Origin of the sequence: Parabacteroides sp. AM08-6 (assembly GCF_003473295.1) — a bacterium.
Lineage (GTDB): Bacteria > Bacteroidota > Bacteroidia > Bacteroidales > Tannerellaceae > Parabacteroides.
Map to the genome: position 1 here is coordinate 1 of NZ_QRMP01000005.1, position 24554 is coordinate 24554.

At 41.4% G+C, this 24554-nt stretch carries 23 protein-coding genes and 5 tRNA genes; 23 read left to right on the top strand and 5 right to left on the bottom strand.

What is annotated here, in order from left to right:
• Positions 1-305: 305 nt before the first annotated feature.
• The 21 genes from mtnA (at position 306) to DW103_RS05580 (ending at position 19258) form a co-directional block, all read left to right on the top strand.
• The gene (gene mtnA / locus DW103_RS05480) at positions 306-1358 is read left to right on the top strand and encodes an S-methyl-5-thioribose-1-phosphate isomerase (RefSeq protein ID WP_122274667.1); all 1053 of its coding nucleotides are present in this window, start codon (positions 306-308) and stop codon (positions 1356-1358) included.
• A gap of 122 nt (positions 1359-1480) precedes the next feature.
• On the top strand, positions 1481-1672 hold the full coding sequence (gene rpsU / locus DW103_RS05485; protein WP_122274668.1) for a 30S ribosomal protein S21: 192 nt from the start codon (positions 1481-1483) through the stop codon (positions 1670-1672).
• 82 nt (positions 1673-1754) lie between these two features.
• On the top strand, positions 1755-2651 hold the full coding sequence (locus DW103_RS05490; RefSeq protein WP_122274669.1) for a tyrosine-type recombinase/integrase: 897 nt from the start codon (positions 1755-1757) through the stop codon (positions 2649-2651).
• A gap of 2 nt (positions 2652-2653) precedes the next feature.
• Positions 2654-2953: a ribosome hibernation-promoting factor, HPF/YfiA family gene (gene hpf, locus DW103_RS05495; RefSeq protein ID WP_122274670.1), complete on the top strand. Its 300-nt coding sequence runs from the start codon at positions 2654-2656 to the stop codon at positions 2951-2953.
• 96 nt (positions 2954-3049) lie between these two features.
• Positions 3050-3123: transfer RNA gene (locus tag DW103_RS05500), tRNA-Thr, on the top strand.
• 40 nt (positions 3124-3163) lie between these two features.
• Positions 3164-3246: transfer RNA gene (locus DW103_RS05505), tRNA-Tyr, on the top strand.
• A 42-nt stretch (positions 3247-3288) separates the two neighbouring features.
• A tRNA-Gly gene (locus DW103_RS05510) sits at positions 3289-3361 on the top strand.
• Positions 3362-3369: 8 nt separating this feature from the next.
• Positions 3370-3441: transfer RNA gene (locus tag DW103_RS05515), tRNA-Thr, on the top strand.
• 52 nt (positions 3442-3493) lie between these two features.
• A complete protein-coding gene (tuf, locus tag DW103_RS05520; protein ID WP_122274671.1) occupies positions 3494-4681 on the top strand; it encodes an elongation factor Tu in 1188 nt (395 codons plus the stop codon).
• Between the two features lie 45 nt (positions 4682-4726).
• Positions 4727-4799: transfer RNA gene (locus DW103_RS05525), tRNA-Trp, on the top strand.
• Positions 4800-4820: 21 nt separating this feature from the next.
• A complete protein-coding gene (secE, locus tag DW103_RS05530; protein ID WP_122274672.1) occupies positions 4821-5015 on the top strand; it encodes a preprotein translocase subunit SecE in 195 nt (64 codons plus the stop codon).
• A gap of 12 nt (positions 5016-5027) precedes the next feature.
• On the top strand, positions 5028-5570 hold the full coding sequence (gene nusG, locus DW103_RS05535) for a transcription termination/antitermination protein NusG (protein ID WP_122274673.1): 543 nt from the start codon (positions 5028-5030) through the stop codon (positions 5568-5570).
• A gap of 68 nt (positions 5571-5638) precedes the next feature.
• The gene (gene rplK / locus DW103_RS05540) at positions 5639-6082 is read left to right on the top strand and encodes a 50S ribosomal protein L11 (protein WP_122274674.1); all 444 of its coding nucleotides are present in this window, start codon (positions 5639-5641) and stop codon (positions 6080-6082) included.
• 15 nt (positions 6083-6097) lie between these two features.
• Positions 6098-6796, top strand: coding sequence for a 50S ribosomal protein L1 (rplA, locus tag DW103_RS05545; RefSeq protein WP_122274675.1), 699 nt, complete (start codon positions 6098-6100; stop codon positions 6794-6796).
• A 16-nt stretch (positions 6797-6812) separates the two neighbouring features.
• Positions 6813-7343: a 50S ribosomal protein L10 gene (gene rplJ / locus DW103_RS05550; RefSeq protein WP_122274676.1), complete on the top strand. Its 531-nt coding sequence runs from the start codon at positions 6813-6815 to the stop codon at positions 7341-7343.
• 45 nt (positions 7344-7388) lie between these two features.
• On the top strand, positions 7389-7766 hold the full coding sequence (gene rplL, locus DW103_RS05555) for a 50S ribosomal protein L7/L12 (RefSeq protein WP_122274677.1): 378 nt from the start codon (positions 7389-7391) through the stop codon (positions 7764-7766).
• Between the two features lie 107 nt (positions 7767-7873).
• Positions 7874-11686, top strand: coding sequence for a DNA-directed RNA polymerase subunit beta (gene rpoB / locus DW103_RS05560; protein WP_122274678.1), 3813 nt, complete (start codon positions 7874-7876; stop codon positions 11684-11686).
• Between the two features lie 75 nt (positions 11687-11761).
• Positions 11762-16054 carry a DNA-directed RNA polymerase subunit beta' gene (gene rpoC / locus DW103_RS05565; protein ID WP_122274679.1) on the top strand — a complete coding sequence of 1431 codons (4293 nt, stop codon included), beginning with the start codon at positions 11762-11764 and terminating at the stop codon, positions 16052-16054.
• Positions 16055-16173: 119 nt separating this feature from the next.
• Positions 16174-17037, top strand: a complete 864-nt coding sequence (locus DW103_RS05570) for an endonuclease/exonuclease/phosphatase family protein (RefSeq protein ID WP_122274680.1) — start codon at positions 16174-16176, stop codon at positions 17035-17037.
• Between the two features lie 6 nt (positions 17038-17043).
• Positions 17044-17925, top strand: coding sequence for an AraC family transcriptional regulator (locus tag DW103_RS05575; RefSeq protein WP_122274681.1), 882 nt, complete (start codon positions 17044-17046; stop codon positions 17923-17925).
• 412 nt (positions 17926-18337) lie between these two features.
• A complete protein-coding gene (locus DW103_RS05580; RefSeq protein ID WP_122274803.1) occupies positions 18338-19258 on the top strand; it encodes a hypothetical protein in 921 nt (306 codons plus the stop codon).
• 161 nt (positions 19259-19419) lie between these two features.
• On the opposite strand, the gene DW103_RS05585 is transcribed toward DW103_RS05580, so the two are convergent.
• Both DW103_RS05585 and DW103_RS18400 read right to left on the bottom strand, forming a co-directional pair.
• The gene (locus tag DW103_RS05585) at positions 19420-20160 is read right to left on the bottom strand and encodes a transposase (RefSeq protein WP_233545618.1); all 741 of its coding nucleotides are present in this window, start codon (positions 20158-20160) and stop codon (positions 19420-19422) included.
• The gene (locus DW103_RS18400; protein ID WP_233545619.1) at positions 20142-20300 is read right to left on the bottom strand and encodes an IS110 family transposase; all 159 of its coding nucleotides are present in this window, start codon (positions 20298-20300) and stop codon (positions 20142-20144) included. Before DW103_RS18400 ends, DW103_RS05585 begins: the two co-directional genes overlap by 19 nt.
• A gap of 172 nt (positions 20301-20472) precedes the next feature.
• Between DW103_RS18400 and DW103_RS05590 the strand changes: the two genes are divergently transcribed.
• Positions 20473-20781, top strand: coding sequence for a DUF3467 domain-containing protein (locus DW103_RS05590; protein WP_122274682.1), 309 nt, complete (start codon positions 20473-20475; stop codon positions 20779-20781).
• A 74-nt stretch (positions 20782-20855) separates the two neighbouring features.
• On the opposite strand, the gene DW103_RS18235 is transcribed toward DW103_RS05590, so the two are convergent.
• Positions 20856-21026, bottom strand: coding sequence for a hypothetical protein (locus DW103_RS18235; protein WP_199652971.1), 171 nt, complete (start codon positions 21024-21026; stop codon positions 20856-20858).
• Between the two features lie 136 nt (positions 21027-21162).
• Here DW103_RS18235 and DW103_RS05595 point away from each other — a divergent pair, with 136 nt between their 5' ends.
• The gene (locus DW103_RS05595) at positions 21163-21900 is read left to right on the top strand and encodes a 1-acyl-sn-glycerol-3-phosphate acyltransferase (protein WP_122274804.1); all 738 of its coding nucleotides are present in this window, start codon (positions 21163-21165) and stop codon (positions 21898-21900) included.
• A 1-nt stretch (position 21901) separates the two neighbouring features.
• Here DW103_RS05595 and DW103_RS05600 read toward each other — a convergent pair whose 3' ends face one another.
• The gene (locus tag DW103_RS05600) at positions 21902-23383 is read right to left on the bottom strand and encodes a capsule assembly Wzi family protein (RefSeq protein ID WP_122274683.1); all 1482 of its coding nucleotides are present in this window, start codon (positions 23381-23383) and stop codon (positions 21902-21904) included.
• Between the two features lie 109 nt (positions 23384-23492).
• Complete coding sequence (locus tag DW103_RS05605; protein ID WP_122274684.1) at positions 23493-24494, bottom strand: alpha/beta hydrolase; 1002 nt, start codon at positions 24492-24494, stop codon at positions 23493-23495.
• Between the last annotated feature and the right edge of the window lie 60 nt (positions 24495-24554).

Below are 24554 nucleotides of genomic sequence, written 5' to 3' on the forward strand. Positions count from 1 at the left end.
GAAGGGGCTTTTGATTTTTATTCCTAATGCGTTTGCCCTGTCGGTTGCTTTTCATTTTTGCAAAGTAGTAAATTGAAAAAAGGATGTAATGAACTTTTTTGTCGGATATAATAGGTTTTTGTGGAATGAACGGTTAAAACAGTTTGTTTGAATGAATTTATGCTTACATTTGCGGGTATAACAAATTCGTTTACCATGGAGAGGAGGATGATGTTTTTAGCAACAAGCTTGCTTTTATTGCTATTCCTATCGCTGTAGGAGCTTCACAATCGGATTTAGATCTCTCTTTTTGATTGATAAGAATAATGAACAATATAATTACAGATTTAAAAACAGTCCGTTTGAGTCCGGATACGAATGCGGTCGTCATTCTCGACCAGACCCGGTTGCCGGGAAAGGAAGAATATGTTTCTCTTTTTACTGCCGAAGAGATTTGGGAAGCTATATATAAATTAAAGGTACGCGGGGCGCCCGCCATCGGTATCGCTGCCGCTTATGGTATTTATGTCTGTAGCAAACAGATTCAGGCGGAAACCTACGATACGTTTTATCGGGAATTTGACAGGGTTAAGCAATATTTGGCCGGAGCACGTCCTACTGCGGTCAATTTGACCGCGGCATTGAACCGGATGGAAGATGTTGTCTGTGCTAACAGGGAAAAGTCACTTTCGGAAATTATCCGCTTGTTGCACGATGAGGCAAATGCTATCTGGAAAGAAGATGCGGTTGCCTGCCGTCAGATAGGTGAGAATTGTTTAACTCTTTTGCAGCCGGGAATGGGCATTTTGACGCATTGCAACGCCGGACACCTGGCTGTTTCCGAATATGGGACGGCGCTGGCTCCTGTTTATTTGGGGGAAGAACGGGGATATAAATTTAAGGTATTTGCCGATGAAACACGTCCGTTGTTGCAAGGTGCCCGTCTGACAGCTTATGAATTGTGTAAAGCAGGAGTCGATGTTACGCTGATTTGCGACAATATGGCATCGGCCGTGATGAAGAAAGGCTGGGTGCAGGCCGTTGTGGTAGGATGTGATCGCGTGGCGGCCAACGGGGATGTAGCCAATAAAATCGGAACCTCCGGTGTAGCTGTTTTGGCCCGTCATTATGGTATTCCTTTTTATGTATTGGGTCCCACCTCTACCATCGACTGCCAATGTTCGGATGGTGACGCCATAGAAATAGAAGAACGCAGTCCGGATGAAATTACCGAGATGTGGTATGCCCGGCGAATGGCTCCCGAAGGAATAAAAGCCTATAATCCGGCTTTCGATGTGACTTCGCATGAGCTTGTCACAGCTATTATTACGGAGAGAGGAATTTTTTATCCTCCCTTTCACTTTACAGCGGAAAGTTGAGTAATTTGTTGGTCCTCCATTAAAAAAATATTCCCCGAAAGTTTTGCCAATATCAAAACAATCAGTAATTTTGCTGCCCAATTTGTGGATATAGTAATTAAACAATATAATAAAATTAAATTATGATCGTAGTTCCATTAAAAGAAGGCGAAAACATTGAAAAAGCGCTGAAAAAATTTAAAAGAAAGTTTGAAAAGACAGGTATCGTAAAAGAATTGAGAAGTCGTCAGGCTTTTGAAAAACCGTCTATAACAAAGAGAAAACAGACTATGCGTGCTGTTTACGTTCAGCAATTGCAGCAGATAGAAGAATAAAAATACAAATTCTGTCTACCGGGCTTGTTTTATTGGATTCTTATTCCTATTTTCGTTGCATAAAAGTTGATGCAGCGTGAGTATGTTGATAGATTCGTTTTTAGAATATCTTCGGTATGAGAGGAACTATTCCGATTATACGGTCTGTGCTTATTCGAAAGATTTGAGCCAGTTTGAAGATTTTGTGAAAGAACGGAAGGAAGGCATATTTATTCCGGCTGAAATAGATACGGACATTGTGCGAAGTTGGATTGTGTCCCTGTTGGATGCTAAGGTTTCGCCGGTATCGGTCAATCGGAAATTAAGTTCTTTGAAATCTTTTTTTAAATTCCTTGTAAAGCAGGGACTCGTTCCTGTAAACCCATTACGGTTTGTAACCGGGCCGAAAACAAAAAAGCCGTTGCCTTATTTTGTAAAAGATAAGGATATGGAAGGTTTGTTGGACGGGGACGGGTTTGATGAGGATTTTGAAGGTGTGAGGAATCGTTTGATACTTGAAGTGCTTTATGACACAGGTATGCGGCGTTCGGAGTTGATAGGATTGCGAGATGCGGATATTGATTACGAGGCTATGCAGATGAAAGTGACAGGTAAGCGCAATAAGCAGCGGTTGATTCCTTTTGCGGAAAGATTAAAAAACTTGATGCTTGCATACACTGAAGTCCGAAATCGTGAAGTCGGTGCAGGAAGCGGGTGGTTCTTTGTCAGGCAAAACGGAGAACAGATGTCGGTAGGCATTCTTTATACGGTAGTAAAGAAGAAATTGTCGGATATTCCCACATTGGCAAAATGCAGCCCTCACGTATTAAGGCATTCGTTTGCGACAAGTATGTTGAATAACGGGGCGGAGTTGAACGCTGTGAAAGAATTACTCGGACATAGCAGTCTGGCTTCAACCAGTATTTACACACATACGACCTTTGAGGAATTAAAAAAAGTGTATCATGCTCATCCTAGAGCACAAAAAGAAGGAGGTTAATTATGGACATTAGAATTCAAGCAATCCATTTTGATGCAACAGCACAGTTAGAAGCATTCGTTCAAAAGAAAGTATCTAAGTTGGAGCAATATTTCGATGGAATTTTAACGGCAGAGGTATCGTTGAAGGTGATTAAACCGGAAACTGCAAAAAATAAAGAAGCCAGTATTCGTTTGTTGATAAAAAATGGTGACTGTTTTGCCGCAAAGGTGAATGATACGTTTGAAGAGGCAGTGGATGACTGTGTAGAAGCTCTGGAAAAACAATTAATTAAATTCAAGGAAAAAATCAGAGCCAAATAAAAAAAACGGTAGATAAATTTGGTATGTAAGAAATAATGCCTAAATTTGCAGCCGTTTCGCCTTGGTGACGAAACGGCTGCTTTTTAGAGTAGATATGCCTCTTTAGCTCAGTTGGCCAGAGCACGTGATTTGTAATCTCGGGGTCGTTGGTTCGAATCCGACAAGAGGCTCAAGGATGGGCAGAGGTCAATCCGATTTGAAATGAAATATGGGCAGTTACCAGAGTGGCCAAATGGGGCTGACTGTAACTCAGCTGGCTTTCGCCTTCGGTGGTTCGAATCCATCACTGCCCACGAAAATGAAGCAATACATGGCAAATTGGTTCATTTGAAATTGCGGAAGTAGCTCAGTCGATAGAGCATTAGCCTTCCAAGCTGAGGGTCGCGGGTTTGAGCCCCGTCTTCCGCTCTATTATTGCCTGTGTAGCTCAGCGGTAGAGCACTTCCTTGGTAAGGAAGAGGTCCCGAGTTCAAGTCTCGGCACCGGCTCAAGATGATATTTTAGAACATGATCATTAATCAAATAAAGAACAATTAAGTTATGGCAAAAGAGAAATTTGACAGATCGAAACCACATGTTAACATTGGTACGATTGGTCACGTAGACCACGGTAAAACTACTTTGACAGCTGCTATTACAACAGTATTGGCAAAGAGAGGTCTTTCAGAATTGCGTTCATTCGACTCTATCGATAACGCTCCTGAAGAAAAAGAAAGAGGTATCACTATCAACACTTCTCATGTTGAGTATCAGACTGCAAATCGTCACTATGCTCACGTAGACTGTCCGGGTCACGCCGACTACGTAAAGAACATGGTAACTGGTGCTGCTCAGATGGACGGTGCTATCATCGTAGTTGCTGCTACTGATGGTCCTATGCCTCAGACTCGTGAGCACATCTTGTTGGCTCGTCAGGTAAATGTTCCGAGATTGGTTGTTTTTATGAACAAATGTGACATGGTAGACGACGAAGAAATGTTGGAACTGGTAGAAATGGAAATGAGAGAATTGCTTTCTTTCTATGATTTCGATGGCGACAACACACCGATTATCCGTGGTTCTGCTCTGGGTGCTTTGAACGGCGACGCTAAATGGGAAGAAAAAGTAATGGAATTGATGGAAGCTTGTGATACATGGATTCCGCTGCCTCCGCGTGAGGTTGACAAACCTTTCTTGATGCCGGTTGAAGACGTGTTCTCTATCACAGGTCGCGGTACTGTAGCTACAGGTCGTATCGAAACTGGTATCATCCATGTAGGTGATGAAGTTCAGATTATCGGTTTAGGTGCAGAAGGTAAGAAATCTGTTGTAACAGGTGTTGAAATGTTCCGTAAGCTTTTGGACGAAGGTCAGGCTGGTGATAACGTTGGTTTGTTGTTGCGTGGTATCGACAAAAACGAAATCAAACGTGGTATGGTAATTTGCCATCCGGGACAGGTTAAACCTCACTCTCATTTCAAGGCTGAAGTTTATATCTTGAAAAAAGAAGAAGGTGGTCGTCACACTCCGTTCCACAACAAATACCGTCCTCAGTTCTATATCCGTACATTGGACGTAACAGGTGAAATCACTCTCCCGGAAGGAACTGAAATGGTAATGCCTGGTGATAACGTAACAATCGACGTTGAACTGATTTACCCGGTAGCTTGTAGCGTAGGTCTTCGTTTCGCTATCCGTGAAGGTGGACGTACAGTAGGTGCTGGTCAGATTACAGAATTAGAAAACTAATTCGAAATACAAACATAGCCAGTCTTTTATAGGACTGGCTATTTTACGGAACTAGCTCAGTTGGTAGAGCACTGGTCTCCAAAACCAGGTGTCGGGAGTTCGAGCCTCTCGTTCCGTGCTAAAAAAATCTATAGATTCGATGAAAAAGATAATTGCTTATATTAAGGAATCTTATAACGAACTTGTTTATAAAGTTTCTTGGCCTACTAGAACAGAGCTTTCCAATAGTGCTGTGGTTGTTATGTTTGCTTCCCTTATAATCGCAGCATTGATTTTTGTTATTGACTTAGGCTTTGAAGGTGTGATGCGTTTCTTCTACGAGAAAGTCTTTTAATCAGTTTAGAGTATGTCTGATATTCAAAAGAAATTTTATGTTCTACGCGCCATCAGTGGCAAGGAGAATAAGGTCAGAGAGTATCTCGAGGCTGAGCTGAAGAATACGGACTTGGGTGAGTATGTCAACCAGGTACTGATTCCTACAGAGAAGACTTTCACGGTACGTAATGGTAAGAAGGTGATGAAAGAAAGAGCTTACTTGCCGGGTTACGTATTAGTGGAGGCTGCATTGGTCGGAGAAGTCGCTCATCGATTAAGAAACATTCCTAACGTAATCGGATTTTTAGGCGGTTCGGATAATCCCGTACCTTTGCGTCCGGCAGAAGTTAGTCGTATCTTAGGTACGGTTGACGAACTGCAAGAGCAGCAAGAAGACCTGGATATCCAGTTTTATGTTGGTGAGAATGTGAAAATCACTTTTGGACCGTTCAGCGGTTTCACGGGTGTAATCGAAGAGGTCAACGCCGAGAAAAAGAAACTCAAAGTGATGGTAAAGGTCTTCGGACGTAAAACACCGCTTGAGTTGGGTTATATGCAAGTAGAGAAAGAATAGTGCTCTTGTTACGAAAAGTACTGTCTTTCTTGTTATCGATGTTATATATCTAAAAAAATTTAGAAACAATGGCTAAAGAAGTTGCTGGACAAATCAAATTGCAGATTAAAGGAGGAGCAGCAAACCCTTCTCCCCCAGTAGGACCTGCTTTAGGTTCTAAGGGTATTAATATTATGGAGTTTTGCAAGCAATTTAATGCCAAGACCCAAGACAAGGCCGGTAAGGTATTACCTGTTGTAATTACTTACTATGCCGATAAGTCTTTCGACTTTGTTGTAAAAACTCCTCCTGTTGCTATCCAGTTATTGGAAGCTACTAAACAAAAAGGTGGATCTGCTGAACCGAATCGTAAGAAGATTGCAGAAATCTCTTGGGAGCAGGTTAAAACTATAGCAGAAGACAAACTAGTCGACTTGAACTGCTTTACTGTTGAGTCTGCCATGAAAATGGTTGCCGGAACAGCTAGAAGTATGGGTATCACTGTTAAAGGGACATTCCCGGGTAATAATTAATAAACTTCAATTGAGATGAGTAAACTTACAAAAAATCAAAAGTTGGCTTTGGGCAAGATTGAAGCTGGGAAAGCATATACATTAAAAGAAGCTTCAGCTTTAGTAAAGGAAATTACTACTACTAAGTTTGATGCATCTGTAGATGTGGATGTCCGTTTAGGTGTTGACCCCCGTAAAGCTAATCAAATGGTAAGAGGCGTGGTTTCATTGCCTCACGGAACAGGTAAGCAAGTTAGGGTTCTCGCATTATGTACACCTGACAAGGAAGCTGAAGCTACTGCTGCTGGAGCTGACTATGTTGGATTGGATGAGTATATTGATAAGATTAAAGGCGGTTGGACTGATATTGACGTAATTATCACAATGCCTTCTATCATGGGTAAAATCGGTGCTCTGGGTCGTGTTTTAGGTCCGCGTGGCTTAATGCCTAACCCAAAGAGTGGTACGGTTACCAATGAAATAGGTAATGCTGTAAAAGAAGTTAAGCAAGGTAAAATCGACTTTAAGGTAGACAAATCCGGTATTGTTCACACATCAATCGGCAAGGTTTCTTTCAATGCCGAACAGATTCGCGACAATGCCAAGGAATTTATTTCAACTCTTCTGAAGTTGAAACCGTCTGCAGCTAAAGGTACATATATAAAGAGCATTTATCTTTCAAGTACAATGAGCGCGGGTATTAAAATTGACCCCAAATCAGTTGAAGAAAACTAATTAAAATTATTGGACAATGAAAAAGGAAGATAAAAGCGTAATTATAGGTCAACTGACAGAAATCGTTAAGGAATATCCTAACTTTTATTTGACTGATATCGAAGCATTGGATGCTGAGAAAACCAGCAAATTGAGACGGGAGTGTTTCAAACAGGAAATTAAGTTGGTTGTTGTAAAGAATAACTTGCTTAAGAAAGCATTGGAAAATGTGGAAGGTGATTTTTCTCCTCTGCATGTGGCAATGAAAGGTAATACAGCTGTGATGTTCTCACAGACTGCTAATGCTCCTGCTCGTCTGATTAAAGAATTTACCAAGGATGCTAAGAAGGATGTTGTAGCAAAACCTCAGTTGAAAGCTGCCTATGTACAGGAAAGCTTCTATGTAGGTGCTGAAAACCTCGAAGCATTGGTAAATATCAAGAGCAAAAACGAACTTATCGGGGATGTTATCATGTTGTTGCAATCTCCGGCGAAGAACGTTATCTCTGCTCTTCAGTCTTCAGGACAAACTATCCATGGTCTGTTGAAGACTTTGGAAGAAAGATAATTTTTTTAATTTACACAGATAAACAAACATTTAAATCATACAAAAATGGCAGATTTGAAAGCTTTTGCAGAACAATTAGTAAACCTGACCGTAAAAGAAGTTAGCGAATTGGCTACAATCCTGAAAGAAGAATATGGTATTGAACCTGCTGCTGCAGCTGTTGCTGTTGCTGGTCCTGCTGCTGGTGGCGCTGCCGCTGCTGCAGAAGAAAAAACTTCTTTTGATGTAGTATTGAAAGCAGCTGGTGCAAACAAACTGGCTATCGTTAAGTTAGTAAAAGAATTAACTGGTCTTGGCTTGAAAGAAGCAAAAGATTTAGTTGACGGTGCTCCTAGCAACGTTAAAGAAGGAATCGCTAAAGCTGACGCTGAAGCATTGAAGAAACAGTTGGAAGAAGCTGGAGCTGAAGTTGAGCTTAAATAGTATTTATAACCTGGTAATCAGGTGATTTGGTTAAGAGTCTCCCTCAAAGGAGATTCTTAACCTTTTTGTGTCTATAATTTCAATAAGTTCAATAAATTCCTTACTAGATGTCTTCAACAGCTGAAAACCAAAGAGTTAATTTTGCTTCGATTAAAAATCAGTTTCCGTATCCGGACTTTCTCGAAGTACAATTGAAGTCATTCCAAGACTTTCTTCAACTTGACACACCTCCTGAAAAGAGAAAGAAGGAGGGATTGTACAAGGTGTTTGCAGAGAATTTTCCGATAGCAGATACCCGCAACAATTTTGTGTTGGAGTTCTTAGATTACTATATCGATCCGCCCCGTTATACGATTGATGAATGTATTGCCCGCGGATTAACCTATAGTGTGCCTTTAAAAGCGAAGTTAAAACTGTATTGTACAGACCCGGATCACGAAGATTTCGACACCGTGATACAGGATGTGTACCTGGGGCCGATTCCGTATATGACGGAAAGAGGAACGTTCGTGATAAATGGTGCGGAGCGTGTTGTCGTTTCCCAGTTGCATCGTTCGCCCGGCGTATTCTTCGGGCAGAGCATACATGCTAATGGTACGAAATTGTATTCTGCACGTATCATTCCTTTTAAAGGTTCCTGGATCGAGTTTGCAACCGACATCAACAATGTGATGTATGCTTACATCGACCGTAAAAAGAAATTGCCCGTAACGACCCTTTTAAGAGCTATTGGTTTCGAAAGCGATAAAGATATTCTTGAAATCTTTAATCTGGCTGAGGAAGTAAAAGTTTCGAAAACAAACCTGAAGAAACTTGTTGGCCGTAAGCTGGCTGCCCGCGTGTTGAAAACCTGGGTGGAAGATTTCGTGGATGAAGATACCGGTGAGGTTGTTTCTATTGAACGTAACGATGTTATCATTGACCGTGAATCGGTTCTTGATAGCGATAATATAGAGGCTATACTCGAATCGGGAACGCAGAATGTATTGCTGCACCGTGAAGACCAGAATCTTTCGGATTATGCTATCATCTATAATACGCTTCAGAAAGACCCTAGTAACTCTGAAAAGGAAGCTGTATTGTATATTTATCGTCAGTTGCGTAACGCAGAACCTGCGGATGAAGCAAGTGCCCGTGAAGTTATACAGAACCTGTTCTTTTCTGAAAAACGTTATGATTTAGGTGAAGTAGGCCGTTACAGAATTAATAAAAAGTTAGGCCTTACCACGAGTGAAGATGTTAAGGTATTAACGAAAGAAGATATAATCGAAATCATCAAATATCTGATTGAGTTGATTAACTCGAAAGCGATAGTGGATGATATCGACCACTTGAGTAATCGTCGTGTACGTACGGTTGGCGAACAACTTTACAACCAGTTCGGTATCGGTCTGGCACGTATGTCACGTACCGTACGTGAGCGTATGAATGTACGCGATAATGAAGTGTTTACTCCGATTGATTTGATTAATGCAAAGACTATTTCGTCTGTTGTTAATTCTTTCTTCGGGACAAATGCTTTGTCTCAATTTATGGATCAGACAAACCCGTTGGCTGAAATTACGCATAAACGTCGTCTGTCTGCTCTTGGACCGGGTGGTTTGTCAAGAGAACGTGCCGGATTTGAGGTTCGTGACGTTCACTATACACATTATGGCCGTCTTTGTCCGATTGAAACGCCTGAAGGTCCGAATATCGGTTTGATTTCGTCTCTGTGTGTATATGCTAAAATCAATGAATTAGGTTTTATCTCTACCCCGTATCGTAAGGTTACGGATGGCGTGGTGGATATGTCTAATGATAATATGCAATATTATACGGCGGAGGAAGAGGAAGAATTGACGATTGCACAGGGAAATGCTTTGCTCGATGATAACGGCAAATTCGTCCGCGATCGGATTAAAGCCCGTTTCGAAGCCGATTTCCCGGTAGTACCGCCTTCTGAAATCGACCTGATGGACGTAGCTCCGCAACAGATTGCCTCTATTGCTGCCTCTTTGATTCCATTTTTGGAACATGACGATGCTAACCGTGCATTGATGGGATCTAACATGATGCGTCAGGCCGTTCCTTTGTTGCGTACGGATGCTCCTATCGTAGGTACAGGTATCGAGGCACAGGTTGCCCGTGACTCCCGTACGCAGATTATGGCTGAACGTGCCGGTGAAGTAATATTTGTGGATGCGACTTGTATCAAGATTAAATATGACCGTACAGAAGATGAAGAATTTGTCAGCTTCGAAGATGCGGTTGTTACTTATAACATACCGAAATGGCGTAAAACCAACCAAAGTACAACAGTCGATTTACGGCCGATTTGTCACCGTGGTCAGCGGGTTGTAGCAGGAGATATTCTGACTGAGGGTTATTCCACTCAGGATGGTGAACTGGCTTTGGGACGCAATGTGAAAGTGGCGTATATGCCGTGGAAAGGGTATAACTATGAGGATGCTATCGTGTTGAACGAACGTATGGTTCGTGAAGACTTCTTTACTTCGGTTCACGTGGATGAATATATCCTTGAAGTTCGTGAAACAAAACGCGGTATGGAAGAATTGACATCCGATATACCTAATGTAAGTGAAGAAGCAACCAAGGATTTGGATGAAAGGGGTATTGTTCGTGTAGGTGCACGCATCGAACCGGGCGACATCCTGATTGGTAAGATTACTCCGAAAGGAGAGTCTGATCCGTCTCCTGAAGAAAAGTTGCTTCGTGCAATCTTTGGCGATAAGGCCGGTGATGTAAAGGATGCCTCTTTGAAAGCGACTCCTTCACTCCGTGGTGTTGTTGTCGAAACTGCTTTATTCTCTAAGGCTGTCAAGAAACGTAAATCCAGACTTACCGACAAGGCTATTCTGCCTAAGTTGGATGAAGAATACGAAACGAAGATGGCTGACTTGAAAAATTTGCTGGTTGAAAAGTTATTGACTTTGACGGAAGGCAAGATTTCTCAGGGTGTTAAGGACTATATGAATACGGAGATTATTGCGAAAGGATCGAAATTCGTACGCGAAGCTCTGGAAGGATTGGATTATAATGCTATCCAGGTTAGTAAGTGGACTGCTGATGCTGATAAGAATGAACTTATCAAGCAGGTAATCCTGAACTATTTGAAGAAATATAAAGAACTGGATGCTGAATTGAGACGTAAGAAGTTCGATTTGACAATCGGTGATGAACTGCCTACAGGCATCGTTCAGATGGCTAAGGTTTATATCGCCAAGAAACGTAAGATACAGGTGGGTGATAAGATGGCCGGTCGTCACGGTAATAAAGGTATTGTCTCCAAGATTGTCCGTCAGGAAGATATGCCGTTCCTGGAAGATGGTACGCCGGTCGATATCTGTTTGAACCCGCTGGGTGTGCCTTCCCGTATGAACTTGGGACAGATTTTCGAAGCTGTTTTGGGTTGGGCAGGTCGTACAATGGGCGTTAAGTTTGCTACTCCGATTTTCGATGGTGCAACTATCGATAACTTGAATGAGTGGACTGATAAAGCAGGTCTTCCGCGTTATGGTAAATCTTACTTGTACGACGGTGGTACTGGCGAACGTTTTGACCAGCCGGCTACAGTGGGAGTGACTTACTTCCTGAAGCTGGGGCACATGGTCGATGATAAGATGCATGCACGTTCCATCGGTCCGTATTCTCTGATTACGCAACAGCCTCTGGGTGGTAAAGCACAGTTTGGTGGTCAGCGTTTCGGAGAAATGGAAGTTTGGGCACTGGAAGCTTTCGGTGCTGCGCATGTTCTGCAGGAAATCCTTACAATTAAGTCGGACGACGTTGTTGGACGTTCTAAAGCTTATGAAGCGATTGTGAAGGGTGATCCGATGCCACAGCCTGGTATTCCTGAGTCTCTGAATGTATTGCTCCACGAGCTGAGAGGTCTTGGTTTGAGCTTTACTCTGGATTAATTCAAAAAAACAATATAAGTAGATGAGCTTCGGCTCGTCTGCTTACTCATTGATAACTCTTTATAAATAAACAATATGGCTTTTAGAAAAGAAAACAAGATAAAGAGTAACTTTTCAAAAATAACTATCGGTCTGGCTTCACCTGAAGAAATCCTTGAGAACTCCAGTGGTGAAGTGCTGAAACCGGAAACGATTAACTATCGTACATACAAACCTGAACGTGACGGTCTTTTCTGTGAACGCATTTTCGGTCCTATCAAGGATTATGAATGCCATTGCGGAAAATATAAACGTATCCGTTACAAAGGGATTGTCTGCGACCGTTGTGGGGTGGAAGTTACGGAAAAGAAAGTGCGTCGCGAACGAATGGGACACATTCATTTGGTGGTTCCTGTTGCCCATATTTGGTACTTCCGTTCTCTTCCCAACAAAATCGGCTACTTGTTAGGCTTACCGACCAAGAAACTGGATTCTATCATTTATTACGAACGTTATGTCGTTGTTCAGCCGGGTTGTGTAGATACTGTTGCTGAATTAGACTTGCTTTCGGAAGAAGAATATCTGCAAATCCTGGATAACCTGCCAAAGGAAAATCAGATGCTGGAAGATACAGACCCGAACAAGTTTATTGCGAAAATCGGTGCTGAAGCTATCTATGATTTGCTGGCTCGCCTGGATTTGGATTCTTTGTCTTATGAATTGCGCCACCGTGCAAGTACTGACGGTTCGCAACAGCGTAAGAACGAAGCACTGAAACGCCTTCAGGTTGTAGAATCTTTCCGTGCGTCCAGAGGTCGTAATAAGCCGGAATGGATGATTGTAAAGGTTGTCCCTGTAATTCCTCCAGAACTGCGTCCGTTGGTTCCGCTGGATGGTGGACGTTTTGCTACATCCGATTTAAATGATTTGTATCGTCGTGTTATTATCCGTAATAACCGTTTGAAACGATTAATTGATATCAAGGCTCCCGAAGTAATTTTACGTAATGAAAAACGTATGCTTCAGGAAGCGGTGGACTCTCTGTTTGACAACTCTCGTAAATCGAGTGCGGTTAAAACAGATGCTAACCGTCCGTTGAAGTCACTTTCCGACAGTTTGAAGGGGAAACAAGGTCGTTTCCGTCAGAACTTGTTGGGTAAACGTGTTGACTATTCAGCTCGTTCGGTTATCGTGGTTGGTCCGGAATTGAAAATGCACGAATGTGGTCTGCCGAAGAATATGGCGGCCGAACTTTATAAGCCTTTCGTTATTCGTAAATTGATTGAACGCGGTATTGTAAAAACGGTTAAGTCTGCGAAGAAGATTGTTGACCGTAAGGAACCGGTTGTTTGGGATATTTTGGAATATGTAATGAAAGGTCATCCAGTATTGCTGAACCGTGCACCGACACTGCACCGTTTGGGTATCCAGGCATTCCAGCCGAAATTGATTGAAGGTAAAGCTATCCAGTTGCATCCGTTGGCTTGTACGGCATTCAACGCCGACTTCGACGGTGACCAGATGGCTGTTCACTTGCCTTTAGGAAACGAGGCTGTTCTGGAAGCGCAAATGCTGATGCTTGCTTCTCATAACATTCTGAATCCGGCTAATGGTGCGCCTATTACTGTTCCTTCTCAGGATATGGTTCTTGGTTTATATTATATCACTAAAATGCGTAAAGGAACTTTGGGTGAAGGTCTGAAGTTCTATGGTCCGGAAGAAGCAACGATTGCATATAATGAAAAGAAAGTGGATATCCATGCCCCGATTCATGTATATGTGAAAGATTTGGATGAGAATGGCAATACTGTTAGGAAAATGCTCGAAACATCTGTTGGCCGTTTGATGGTAAATGAATACGTTCCAGCAGAAGTGGGTTATATTAATGAAGTACTTGGTAAAAAGTCTCTTCGTGATATTATCGGTAAGGTTATTAAAACTTGCGGTGTAGCTCGTACAGCTCAGTTCCTTGATGATATCAAGAACTTGGGTTATTACATGGCCTTCAAAGGCGGTTTGTCTTTCAACTTGGCCGATGTGCTTATTCCGCCTGAAAAAGATGATTTGGTTAAGGAAGGTTACGATGAAGTGGAACAAATTCTGGCTAACTATAGCATGGGTTTCATTACCTACAACGAACGCTACAACCAGATTATCGATACTTGGACACACGTCAACAGCAAGTTGTCTAATATTTTGATGAAACAGTTGACTGAAGACAATGACGGTTTCAACTCAGTGTTCATGATGATGGATTCCGGAGCTCGTGGTTCCAAGGAACAGATTCGTCAGTTGTCCGGTATGCGTGGTTTGATGGCAAAACCGCAGAAGAGTGGTGCTGAAGGTGGTCAGATTATTGAAAACCCGATTCTTTCAAACTTTAAAGAAGGTTTGTCTGTGTTGGAGTACTTTATTTCTACTCACGGTGCTCGTAAAGGTTTGGCCGATACTGCTTTGAAGACTGCTGATGCAGGTTATTTGACCCGTCGTCTTGTTGACGTATCGCACGATGTGATTGTTAACGAAGAAGACTGTGGAACATTACGTGGTTTGATTTGTACGGAATTGAAGAATAATGAAGAAGTTATCGCTTCTCTGTATGAACGTATTCTGGGACGTGTTTCTGTGCATGATATCATTCACCCGATAACAGGCGAAGTTCTTGTGAAGTCCGGTGAAGAAATTCGTGAAGATGCCGCTCAGAAAATTCAGGAATCTCCGATTGAAAGCGTTGAAATCCGTTCTGTTTTGACCTGTGAATCCAAGAAAGGTGTTTGTGCTAAATGTTACGGTCGTAACTTGGCTACAAACCAGATGGTTCAGAAAGGTGAAGTTGTCGGGGTTATCGCGGCACAGTCTATCGGTGAGCCGGGTACACAGTTGACATTGCGTACATTCCACGTTGGTGGTATCGCTTCCAATATAGCAACGGAAAACAGTATTGTTTCTAAATATGACGGTATTTTGGAAATTGACGAACTACGCGCTGTAGACGCTGATGATGCTACTTCTGATAAGAAATATCAGGTTGTAGTAAGTCGTTTGGCTGAAATGCGTATCGTTGATCCGAATACGAAAATTGTATTGTTGACTCATAATATACCTTACGGTTCTAAATTGTTCTTTAGCAATGGCGACAAGATTTCGAAAGGTGATGTGATTATCGAATGGGACCCGTTCAATGCCGTTATTGTATCTGAAGTTTCCGGTAAGATTGAATTTGAAAGCTTGGTAGAAAACGTAACTTACAAAGTTGAAAGTGACGAAACTACAGGTTTGAAGGAAAAGATTATCGTGGAATCCAAAGATAAGACAAAGGCTCCGGCTGCTCATATCGTAGATAAGAACGGTAATTATCTGAAAAATTACTCTTTACCTTTAGGTGCCCATGTTGTTAAAGATAATGGGGACACTATTAAGGCGGGTGAAGTTTTGGTTAAGATACCGCGTGCGGTAGGTAAAGCCGGTGATATTACCGGTGGTCTTCCTCGTGTTACCGAATTGTTCGAAGCACGTAATCCGTCTAATCCGGCTGTCGTTTCTGAAATCGACGGTGAAGTTGGATTTGGAAAGATTAAACGTGGTAACCGTGAAATCACAGTAACCTCCAAACTGGGAGAAGTGAAGAAATATATGGTGCCTCTGTCCAAACAGTTATTGGTACAGGAAAATGACTATATTCGTGCCGGTATGCCATTATCCGATGGTGCTATTACTCCTTCTGATATTTTGGCTATCAAAGGTCCGACGGCTGTTCAGGAATATATCGTGAATGAAGTTCAAGACGTTTATCGTCTGCAGGGTGTGAAGATTAATGATAAACACTTTGAAGTAATTGTCCGTCAGATGATGCGTAAGGTTGAAGTGGTTGATCCGGGAGATACTCGCTTCCTTGAACAACAAGTTGTTGATAAACTGGAAGTAATGGATGAGAATGATCGTGTTTGGGGCAAGAAAGTTGTTACAGACCCGGGAGATTCCCAGACATTGCAGGCTGGTCAGATTGTAACTGCCCGTAAGTTGAGAGACGAAAACAGTATGTTGAAACGTCGCGACATGAAACTTGTAGAAGTTCGTGATGCTGTTCCGGCTACTGCAAACCAGATACTTCAGGGTATTACGCGTGCGGCTTTGCAGACAAATAGCTTTATGTCTGCCGCATCTTTCCAGGAAACGACGAAGGTGTTGAACGAAGCAGCTATCAATGGGAAAGTAGACCGTCTGGAAGGCTTGAAAGAAAATGTTATCTGCGGTCACTTGATACCAGCTGGTACGGGACAACGCGATTTTGATAAATTGGTTGTCGGTGCGAAAGATGAATTCGAACGTATTTTTGCCAATCGTAGAACTGTTGTAGATTTTAATGCTATGGACAAGGACGACGAATAAAAAATATGTTGCTTGAAATAAATAAAGGGCTATCGGATAAAATCCGGTGGCCCTTTTTGTTGTTTTGTCAATCAGAGTATTTATATTTGTATGCCTCTTGAATTTAAAAAAATACGGATATGAAAAAAGTTTTATTTTGTTTAATGGCAATATTGTTGTCTGTAAATGTGCTTTTTGCAAAACAAGGTGATAAAGAGATGAATGTTGTATCGTTCAACATTCGTTTGAATACGCCGGTCGACGGTGATAATCAATGGACGCACCGGAAAGACTTGGCTGCGAATGTCATTAAATTTTATGATGTGGATATTTTTGGCTCTCAGGAAGTATTGCATCTTCAGCTGACAGACTTACTGGAGCGTTTGCCCGGATACGATTATATCGGTGTAGGTCGTGAAGACGGGAAGACAAAAGGGGAATATACTCCGATTTTTTATAAGAAAGATCGATTCAAGGTTCTGAAATCCGGTAATTTCTGGCTTGCAGAGGATCTAAATGCAGTGGGGAAGAAAGGCTGGGATGCTGCTTGCGAACGAGTTGCTACCTGGGGTATCTTTTTGGATAAAACGTCTGGCAAGAAGTTTTTCTTCCTGAATACACATTTGGACCACATGGGGAAAGTTGCCCGCCATCAAGGAGCTTCACTGGTTCTTGAACAAGTTAAATTATTGTCCGAGGGATTACCGGTTATTGTTACCGGTGATTTTAATGCGACACCGGACGACGATCCTATCCAGGTATTAACAAATCCGAGTGATCCTCGTCATCTGACTCATACTCGTGAAATTGCTCCGTTGAAATATGGTCCGGAATGGACATTCCATAATTTCGGGCGTATTCCGAATGATGAACGCGCGTGGATTGATTATATTTTTGTGAAAGGGAAAATGAAAGTTTTTCGTCATGGTGTATTGGCCGAATATTTGAATTCTCTTTATCCTTCTGACCATTGTCCGGTTATATCCACTTTGCTTATCCAATAGGGGTTTATGGCGGTGACGAATGTATTAAGAGAACGCACTTCGCTATCGGAAGAAGATTGTTTCCTCGTTATGCAACGACCGAAACAGGGATTTTCTTTTCCTCTTCATATGCACCCGGAATTTGAATTGAATTATTTGGAGAACGCGGGTGGAGCAATACGCATAGTAGGGGATTCTGTTGAAGAAATGACCGATTTGGAACTGATATTGGTGGCTGGTGGTACTCCGCATGCTTATACGAATCATAAGTGCTCTTGTACTAATATTCTGGAGATTACAATACAATTCCATGCCTCTTTATTCGACAGCCTGATAAATAAATGGCATTTTAAGACGATTAAGGAGATGTTTAATAAAGCCTCATGCGGTCTTGTGTTCAGCAGGGAAATGGTAGAGCAGGTTCAACCGGAATTGAAGAAGTTGTCTAAAGAGGAGCCAGGCTCGTTTCAAAATTTGCTGCGTTTGATTGATATTCTGAAAACGTTATCGTTGGACGAGAAAGTACGTAAATTGAGTGCCGTTAATACTGTAGAAAATTTTAATGACAGCGATAATGACAGACTGGATAAAATCATGTTGTTTTTGCATGAAAATTATCAGCGGCAAATATCGTTGGAAGAACTTGCTTCGTTAATAAATATGAGTGAAGCTTCACTTACCCGCTTTCTGAAAAAATGGACAGGAAAAACATTTATTGACAATTTGAATGACATTCGTATAGCGGAAGCCGTTTACCGGTTAATTGATACAAGCGATACAATAGCAGAAATCTGCTATAAATCCGGTTTTAATAACTTATCTAATTTTAATCGGGCATTTAAGCGACGAAAAGACACTACTCCGACCGAATATCGTCAAAAATATGCGCGTTCCAGATTTAGGGTTTAAAACATGAATTTAAACTATTTTGCAGAATGCGGTTTTTATAACTGACGAAATAGTATCATATAATGATAAAATAGTATTTGGTGGTTTATTGTCAGGAGCATATCTTTGTGATGTTGAAATAACAACAAGATTGCTAAGACAACAGCCTTAGTTTAAGCGTTAAAAAAGAAGATTTAAAATATAAAACACAATAAGGTATTTTTTTTACATTGGTCTAAAGAATTGAGAATTAAAAACACAACTGAAAAAGGGCTGCCTGTGAAGGTAGCCCTTTTTATTTCTATTAATGTTGGAGCCCTTAGTCAATAGAGTATGGAAAGAATGCTCTCCCTGAAAAAATGTAACAAAAGATTTGAAAGGATGATTATTTGTTTTATATTTGTTATATAGTAATAGTACAATGTTTATTAATATGAATATACATAAACAAAGAATATCTTTTATCCTTCTTCTTCTTCTTTGTATGAGTTGTTCGCGAAAGCAGTCATTGAATTGGATTCCATTCGAGTGGGAAGGAGATACTATTTCCGGTAGATATGTGGAAAAGGCATATCTCAATATTCCTGTGAAAATAAAAGGTTTGCCGCATGACTTTACGATGCAATTTGATTTGGGGACACAAAAAACTGTTTTTTACGGGAATTCTATCAAACCTTATCTGGAGGAATATGTGTCATTGGCGAGTAAATTGGATTCAACTAAATCAATATTTGATAATGTCAGTTTGCAGATGGGTTCTGTTATGTTTCCAGCCATTGAGATGGTATATTATAAGGATTTTGGAGATGTAATTCCCAAGGATTCGATTCATACTAAAACACCGAAGCATATCGGAACAATTGCACCTGATATGTTCCGGGATAAAATTTTAGTAATTGATTATAAATTAAACAGGATGGCGGTTGCAGATAACTTACCAGCCGAATATGAGGGGTTGCCGGCTGAAAAATTTGAATTAAAAACTGGCAATATAATACTTCCGTTTCATATCGATGGTGAAACATGCAAATTAATGTTCGATACCGGCTCAAGTCCTTTCCAATTAATAACGTCGAAAGAGAGAGCATTGAATATATCCGATTCAGTGGTTATAGACTCTTTGAGTGGTCCTTTATGGTGGGGGCGGGAGATAACCTTTTATGGGCTTGAGGTAAACAAGCCTATAGAATTTGGAGGAAAAGTTCTTAAAAGTTCAAAAGTTTACTATGACAAAGAGATGCTTTGGAATGGAATTTATAATTCTTTCGATATCTGGGGAATAACAGGAAATGCTTATTTCTTCGATAACGTCGTGATTATTGATTATAAAAATAAATTATTTCGCATAGAGTAAACTTTTTATGAACAAGAATAAAAAATGTGTGAAGTGCATGTTTTTCAAAATACCTATGTCCCGGATTGTTAACGCGTAGGCTTTGCAAGCGTACCTTCCGGATAGAATGAATCGATATCTTCTTAAGATAATTAATCTCGTTTTTTTATTATATCTTTCCTCTAAAAAGTAAATCCACACCACCCCACAAGGTTTGCAGCTTTTTCAAATGGTTTCATGTCTGCCCCGGTTTCCGCAATTATAGCCGAAGCTGCGCGTTCATTAACACCGGGTATGCTCTGTAGCCGTTCGAATTGTTTAGGGAAATGTTCCTGACACATTGCAGTGAGGGCATTCTTGCATTCTTCGATTTGTCGCTCAATTACGCCTATAAGCTCTGCGTATTGCCTTAGTAAACAGATGTCAGCCTGTTGAAAATCACCCGTTACAGCATCCATTATGATATTATGTCCGAACTTTCGTAGAGTTCTTCCATGGATGAGTTTCACCAACTTCTCAGGATCTGTCACCCCGTCTATTATTGCTTTGATGCACTTCTGATAGCTTTTCCCCTTGACTCGTGAAACATAGTTACTTAAACGAAAGCCACAACGCTGTAAGGCAGCGTCAAGTTTATTGGTATTGTATGTCATGTCTTCATTCAGGTCGAAGATGCGACGGTTATACTTGCGCATATCCTGCACTGTCTTATCCTGCACAAAACTCCCTCGAATCAGATTTTTCAATAGGCATTCCGCTATCCATTGGGCATCTTTCACATCACTTTTGTGACCGGGTAATTGCTTTATAAAATAAGGATTTTCCAATTTGAGCGACATGCTGTCGCACAAGGCATTCCACACCGGAATCCAATAGGTCGCAGTGCTTTCCATTGCAGCTTCTGTCACTCCGTGAAAAACCATATCGAGCACATAAGTTGCAAATTAGGAGTCAATGTGCCATAAACATTTGCAAAAATAACGGTCTCGGTATTGTCCATCACACATAGATAAATCGTATCTTTGTGAACGTCGAGGCCAGCCACAATTCTGTCTTTGTCCATATTTGAGATTTTTTAGTTGCACTCCTTAAATATAGGACATTGGTACCAATTACACGAGGTATGAGGCGGGGTTTTAGTGCTGGTCTTGGCTTTTTATTCCGCCGGTGTAGAAAAACTCGATTTTTCTATATAATTTTGTTTAGAGAATTCAAATCATCAAAATAAAGATAATATGGAAAACAACAAACCGACAAATGAGATTCAGGTAGAGCTGACGGAAGAGATGGCTCAGGGTACTTATGCCAATCTGGCTATTATCTCTCACTCTTCTTCCGAATTTATTTTGGATTTCATTCGTGTAGTTCCCGGGGCTCCGAAAGCAAAGGTAAAGAGTCGCGTGATTTTAACTCCCGATAATGCCAAGCGTCTATTGTTTGCGTTGCAGGATAACTTGGCGAAGTTTGAAGAACAAGCCGGAGGCAAGACTGCTAAATTTGAAGACTTTGTTCCCCCTATAGGAGGTGTGAAAGGCGAAGCATAAAAATTATACAGCCGCTTGGAATAAAAAAGAGCTGTTTCCGTGAGGGAACAGCTCTTTTTTATTCTGTAGTGTAATCACTGGAGTTTCTTGTTAATTACGATATGACCGATATAACCAAGAATAATGACTATTAGGCCAGTCAACAAGACCGTATTGGAGACGCTTCCGCTGATGGCTGGTACAGCCAAAATGACCACACCGATAAGGAGTACGATTACCCCAAGATTTTTCAATAATTCGTTCATGGTGATAGATATTTTATATATTATTCTTTTCTACCGCAAATAAAGTAATAATAACCCGATTGCAAAAATATTTTGGAATAAAAATAATGAAACCATCAAATTTAGCTCCTATATTTGTAAAATAATGCAGTTATATATGGTACGAATATTTTACTTACTTTATTTATGGTTGTTTATGGTGCCCGTTTTTGTTGTGCTGACCATCCTTACGGCTGTCACAGTTATAGTAGGCTGTCTTTTAGGCGGAGAAAGAATATTTGCCTATTATCCCGGAAAGATATGGTCATGGTTAACCTGTTACCTTGCTCTATGTCCGGTGACTGTCAAGGGAAGGGAAAATATAGACAAGGAAAAATCTTACGTATTTGTTTCCAATCATCAAGGTGCTTTTGATATTTTTCTGATATATGGTTTTTTGGGTGTTCCTATTAAATGGGTGATGAAAGCCGGGATTGCTAAAATCCCCTTTGTTGGTGCGGCTTGCCGGGCAGCCGGTTTTATTTTTGTCGATAATTCAACGCCCAAAGCAGCCGCCCGCAGTGTGCGAGAAGCTGAACATTGCTTGAAAAACGGGGTTTCGGTTATTGTTTTTCCCGAAGGTTCCCGCACGTATGATGGGAAAATGATTCGTTTTAAAAAAGGAGCTTTTCAGATGGCAGTCGACCAACATTTGCCTATTGTTCCAATCACCTTGAACGGCCCGTTTGATGTCCTTCCGATAGGTTCCCTGAATATTCATCGTCATCGGATGGAAATGGTTATACATCCTCCGATACCAACCGAAGGGGTGGATGTTTCCCATAAAGGATTACAACAGATGGCAAATAAAACTCAAGAGATTATAGCGTCTGCCTTATGGGATAAATATAAATAGTTTATTTCCAGGATTTCAAGATACCCCGTTTGCAGACACTCAGGCTGAAACCTACATTCTTACTATACAATGAACCTGCATCAGCGGCAAGCGAACCGGTAAATTCCCATCCCTTCAGTTTGGGATGTTGGTATTTGATATCGACCAAACCGGTAGCCCCTTGTTTGTTCTTCAGGAACGGTTTGTATGCAGTTCCCCAGCTATTCGTCAAGGTAAACAATAGGCGATAAGAAACCTGTGTAGACAAATCTCCTTCGGCAGCAAAATGCCAACCACGTACGCGATTATTTTTGAAACCTAAGTCCCCATTTTCATTGTATTCCGGCGAAAAGATAAGCGGAGAACCCAAACCACGGTTGAAATAGGAGGAACCGGTGGTATATTCCCCGTTATTATAATAATTGTCGGCACCTCCCCCGGGACCTTTATATTTATCATGGTCGAAATCGATAAAATGGAACGGACCGCTTTGATTGCGGGTGACAAGATATTCCGATACCACTTTCCGTAACCAGGGAAATTTCGGCAAATCCAACTGTACTCCCCACAGTCCGTCTGTCCCGTTTCCGAACACCATTCCGGATTTATCTTCGAAGTAACGCTGATGGTAAGCTGCAACTGTCCACCCCGGTTGTGTATATTCGAGTTTGAAATCATACGAACCGAAATGGTTTCCCAATACATTGATTTGGTCGGACTGGCTGGCATCGCCTCCTCCTTCGCTACCGCAAACTACACGGATGAAGTCCTTTAATGAGTGAGGTTGCACTCCTATATCGGGATTACTGGATGTTCCTCCCCATTGGGCCCAGTGCTGCACGCCTATTATTCCGGAAAGCGGAGAACTGCTTTGTGTATCTTTGATTCGTACATAAAGCGATTTATGATGCCAGAGTGTATTTTTGACGTATGTCTGCTTTTCGTTTGTAAACTTTTCCAGATATTTTGTATCGAATGAGCGTCCGGCGGCAAAGTCTCCTTTTACCTGCATCCAACCTTTTGTAAGCGGTACAACTGTAAATTCCGGCATACTTAAATTAATTTCCGGAATGGGACGCGCATTGGCGGATAATACCATATCGCCGGAACTAAGCGAACGATCCCACAAAGATTTGTAGTTCTCCTTACTTCCGATACTCAGCAACAAACTTTTATATCCCAGCTCGGCATAAATCTGTTGTATATATATATTGCGATAACGAGGTACTGCGCCTGCCAGTTCCAATCCTGCATTCCAGCGGAATCCCTTTCCGAAATGCTGTTGATGAAATACGCCTGCACTCAGATAGCCGTTGTCCGCATCCAGCGGGACTATGCCGTACCGGTTGCTTACCATCCAGAAAGGTGTATTCGAACCACTGGCAACAGAACCGAATAAGTTCGTTTTGTAGGTTGTTGCATTCTGTATTTCGTCCGTTTGTGCATGGAGTATGTCGGTATATAAGAATGCAACGACTGTTAGGATTATATGTAAGATTTTCATTCAACTGTTATTTTTGCCGGACAAAGGTAAGGATTATAATTGTCATCCGGTCAGACTGCTTGGAAAAGAAGTCTTAACCATCTATAAAAATACAAAGTTTATACTTGCTTTATTTATCAATCAACCAGTCGAAAACAGTGTGATATACATGGTCGCGAGATGGTTTTTCCGATAGAATCAGGTCGTGGATTCCGTTTTGTATTGTATCGCGGGTCACCAGATTTCCCAGTTTTATGCCATATTTTTGTATATCCTGTACATTTAACACGATATCGGAAGTCAGATACTCATTATTCCACTTATTGGTTTCCGGAAAAGATTTGTCGGACGACATGACCAGAACCGGACAATCCAGTTGTACACCCTTTTGGACCGTCCGTTGTGCTTCTTGGATAGCCCGTATCCAACCAGCCTTTTTCGGATGGCCGTTTATCATTTTCCAGTCTGTATTATACTCCCATTCCCCTTTAAACTGTTTCAGTAAACTATGCGCGTACGAAGCATCTCCATATCCTTGAACTGTCAGATTCGGGAAAAATCTGCCGATGAAAGAGACTGTAGGTATGAGCACTTTCTCCATCAGCCAGCCGAAATTCCAATCCAAGAAAGGACTGTTCAGGATTAAGCCGTCGACGGGCAATCTCCCTTTTTTGCTGTTCAGGTAATAAGGTGTTATCAGTCCTCCTGTAGAATGGGCCATCAATACAATCTTCTCATTTCCCTCCTGGCGGATAATCGCTAATGCCGTATCGAGGTCAGCAAAATATTCCGTCAAACTTTTACAAAAGAAAGGGTTTTGGTTTGGTAGAATGGAACGGCCGTATTTCCGGAGATCCATCGCATAAAAATTGTATCCATGTGCATTTATGCTATCACCCAATTGCTTTTGGAAGAAATAATCGTTGTAGCCGTGAATATAGAGGACAGCCTGCCGGGTATCCGGCAATTGGGGCTTTTTGACAAGTGTACAAACCACTTTCCCTTCATAATCGTCCGGCATCCGGATAGTACGACGTAAATAGTCGTCTCCCAGAACGTCGGGAACATATTGGGCATACATTCCCGAAACAAGTAGGCAAAACAGACAAATAGCAAAAAATTTCCGCATCATACTCTTTTTCCACTTATAACCATTTTATGCAATAGATAGTTTGATGATGCAAATGTATGG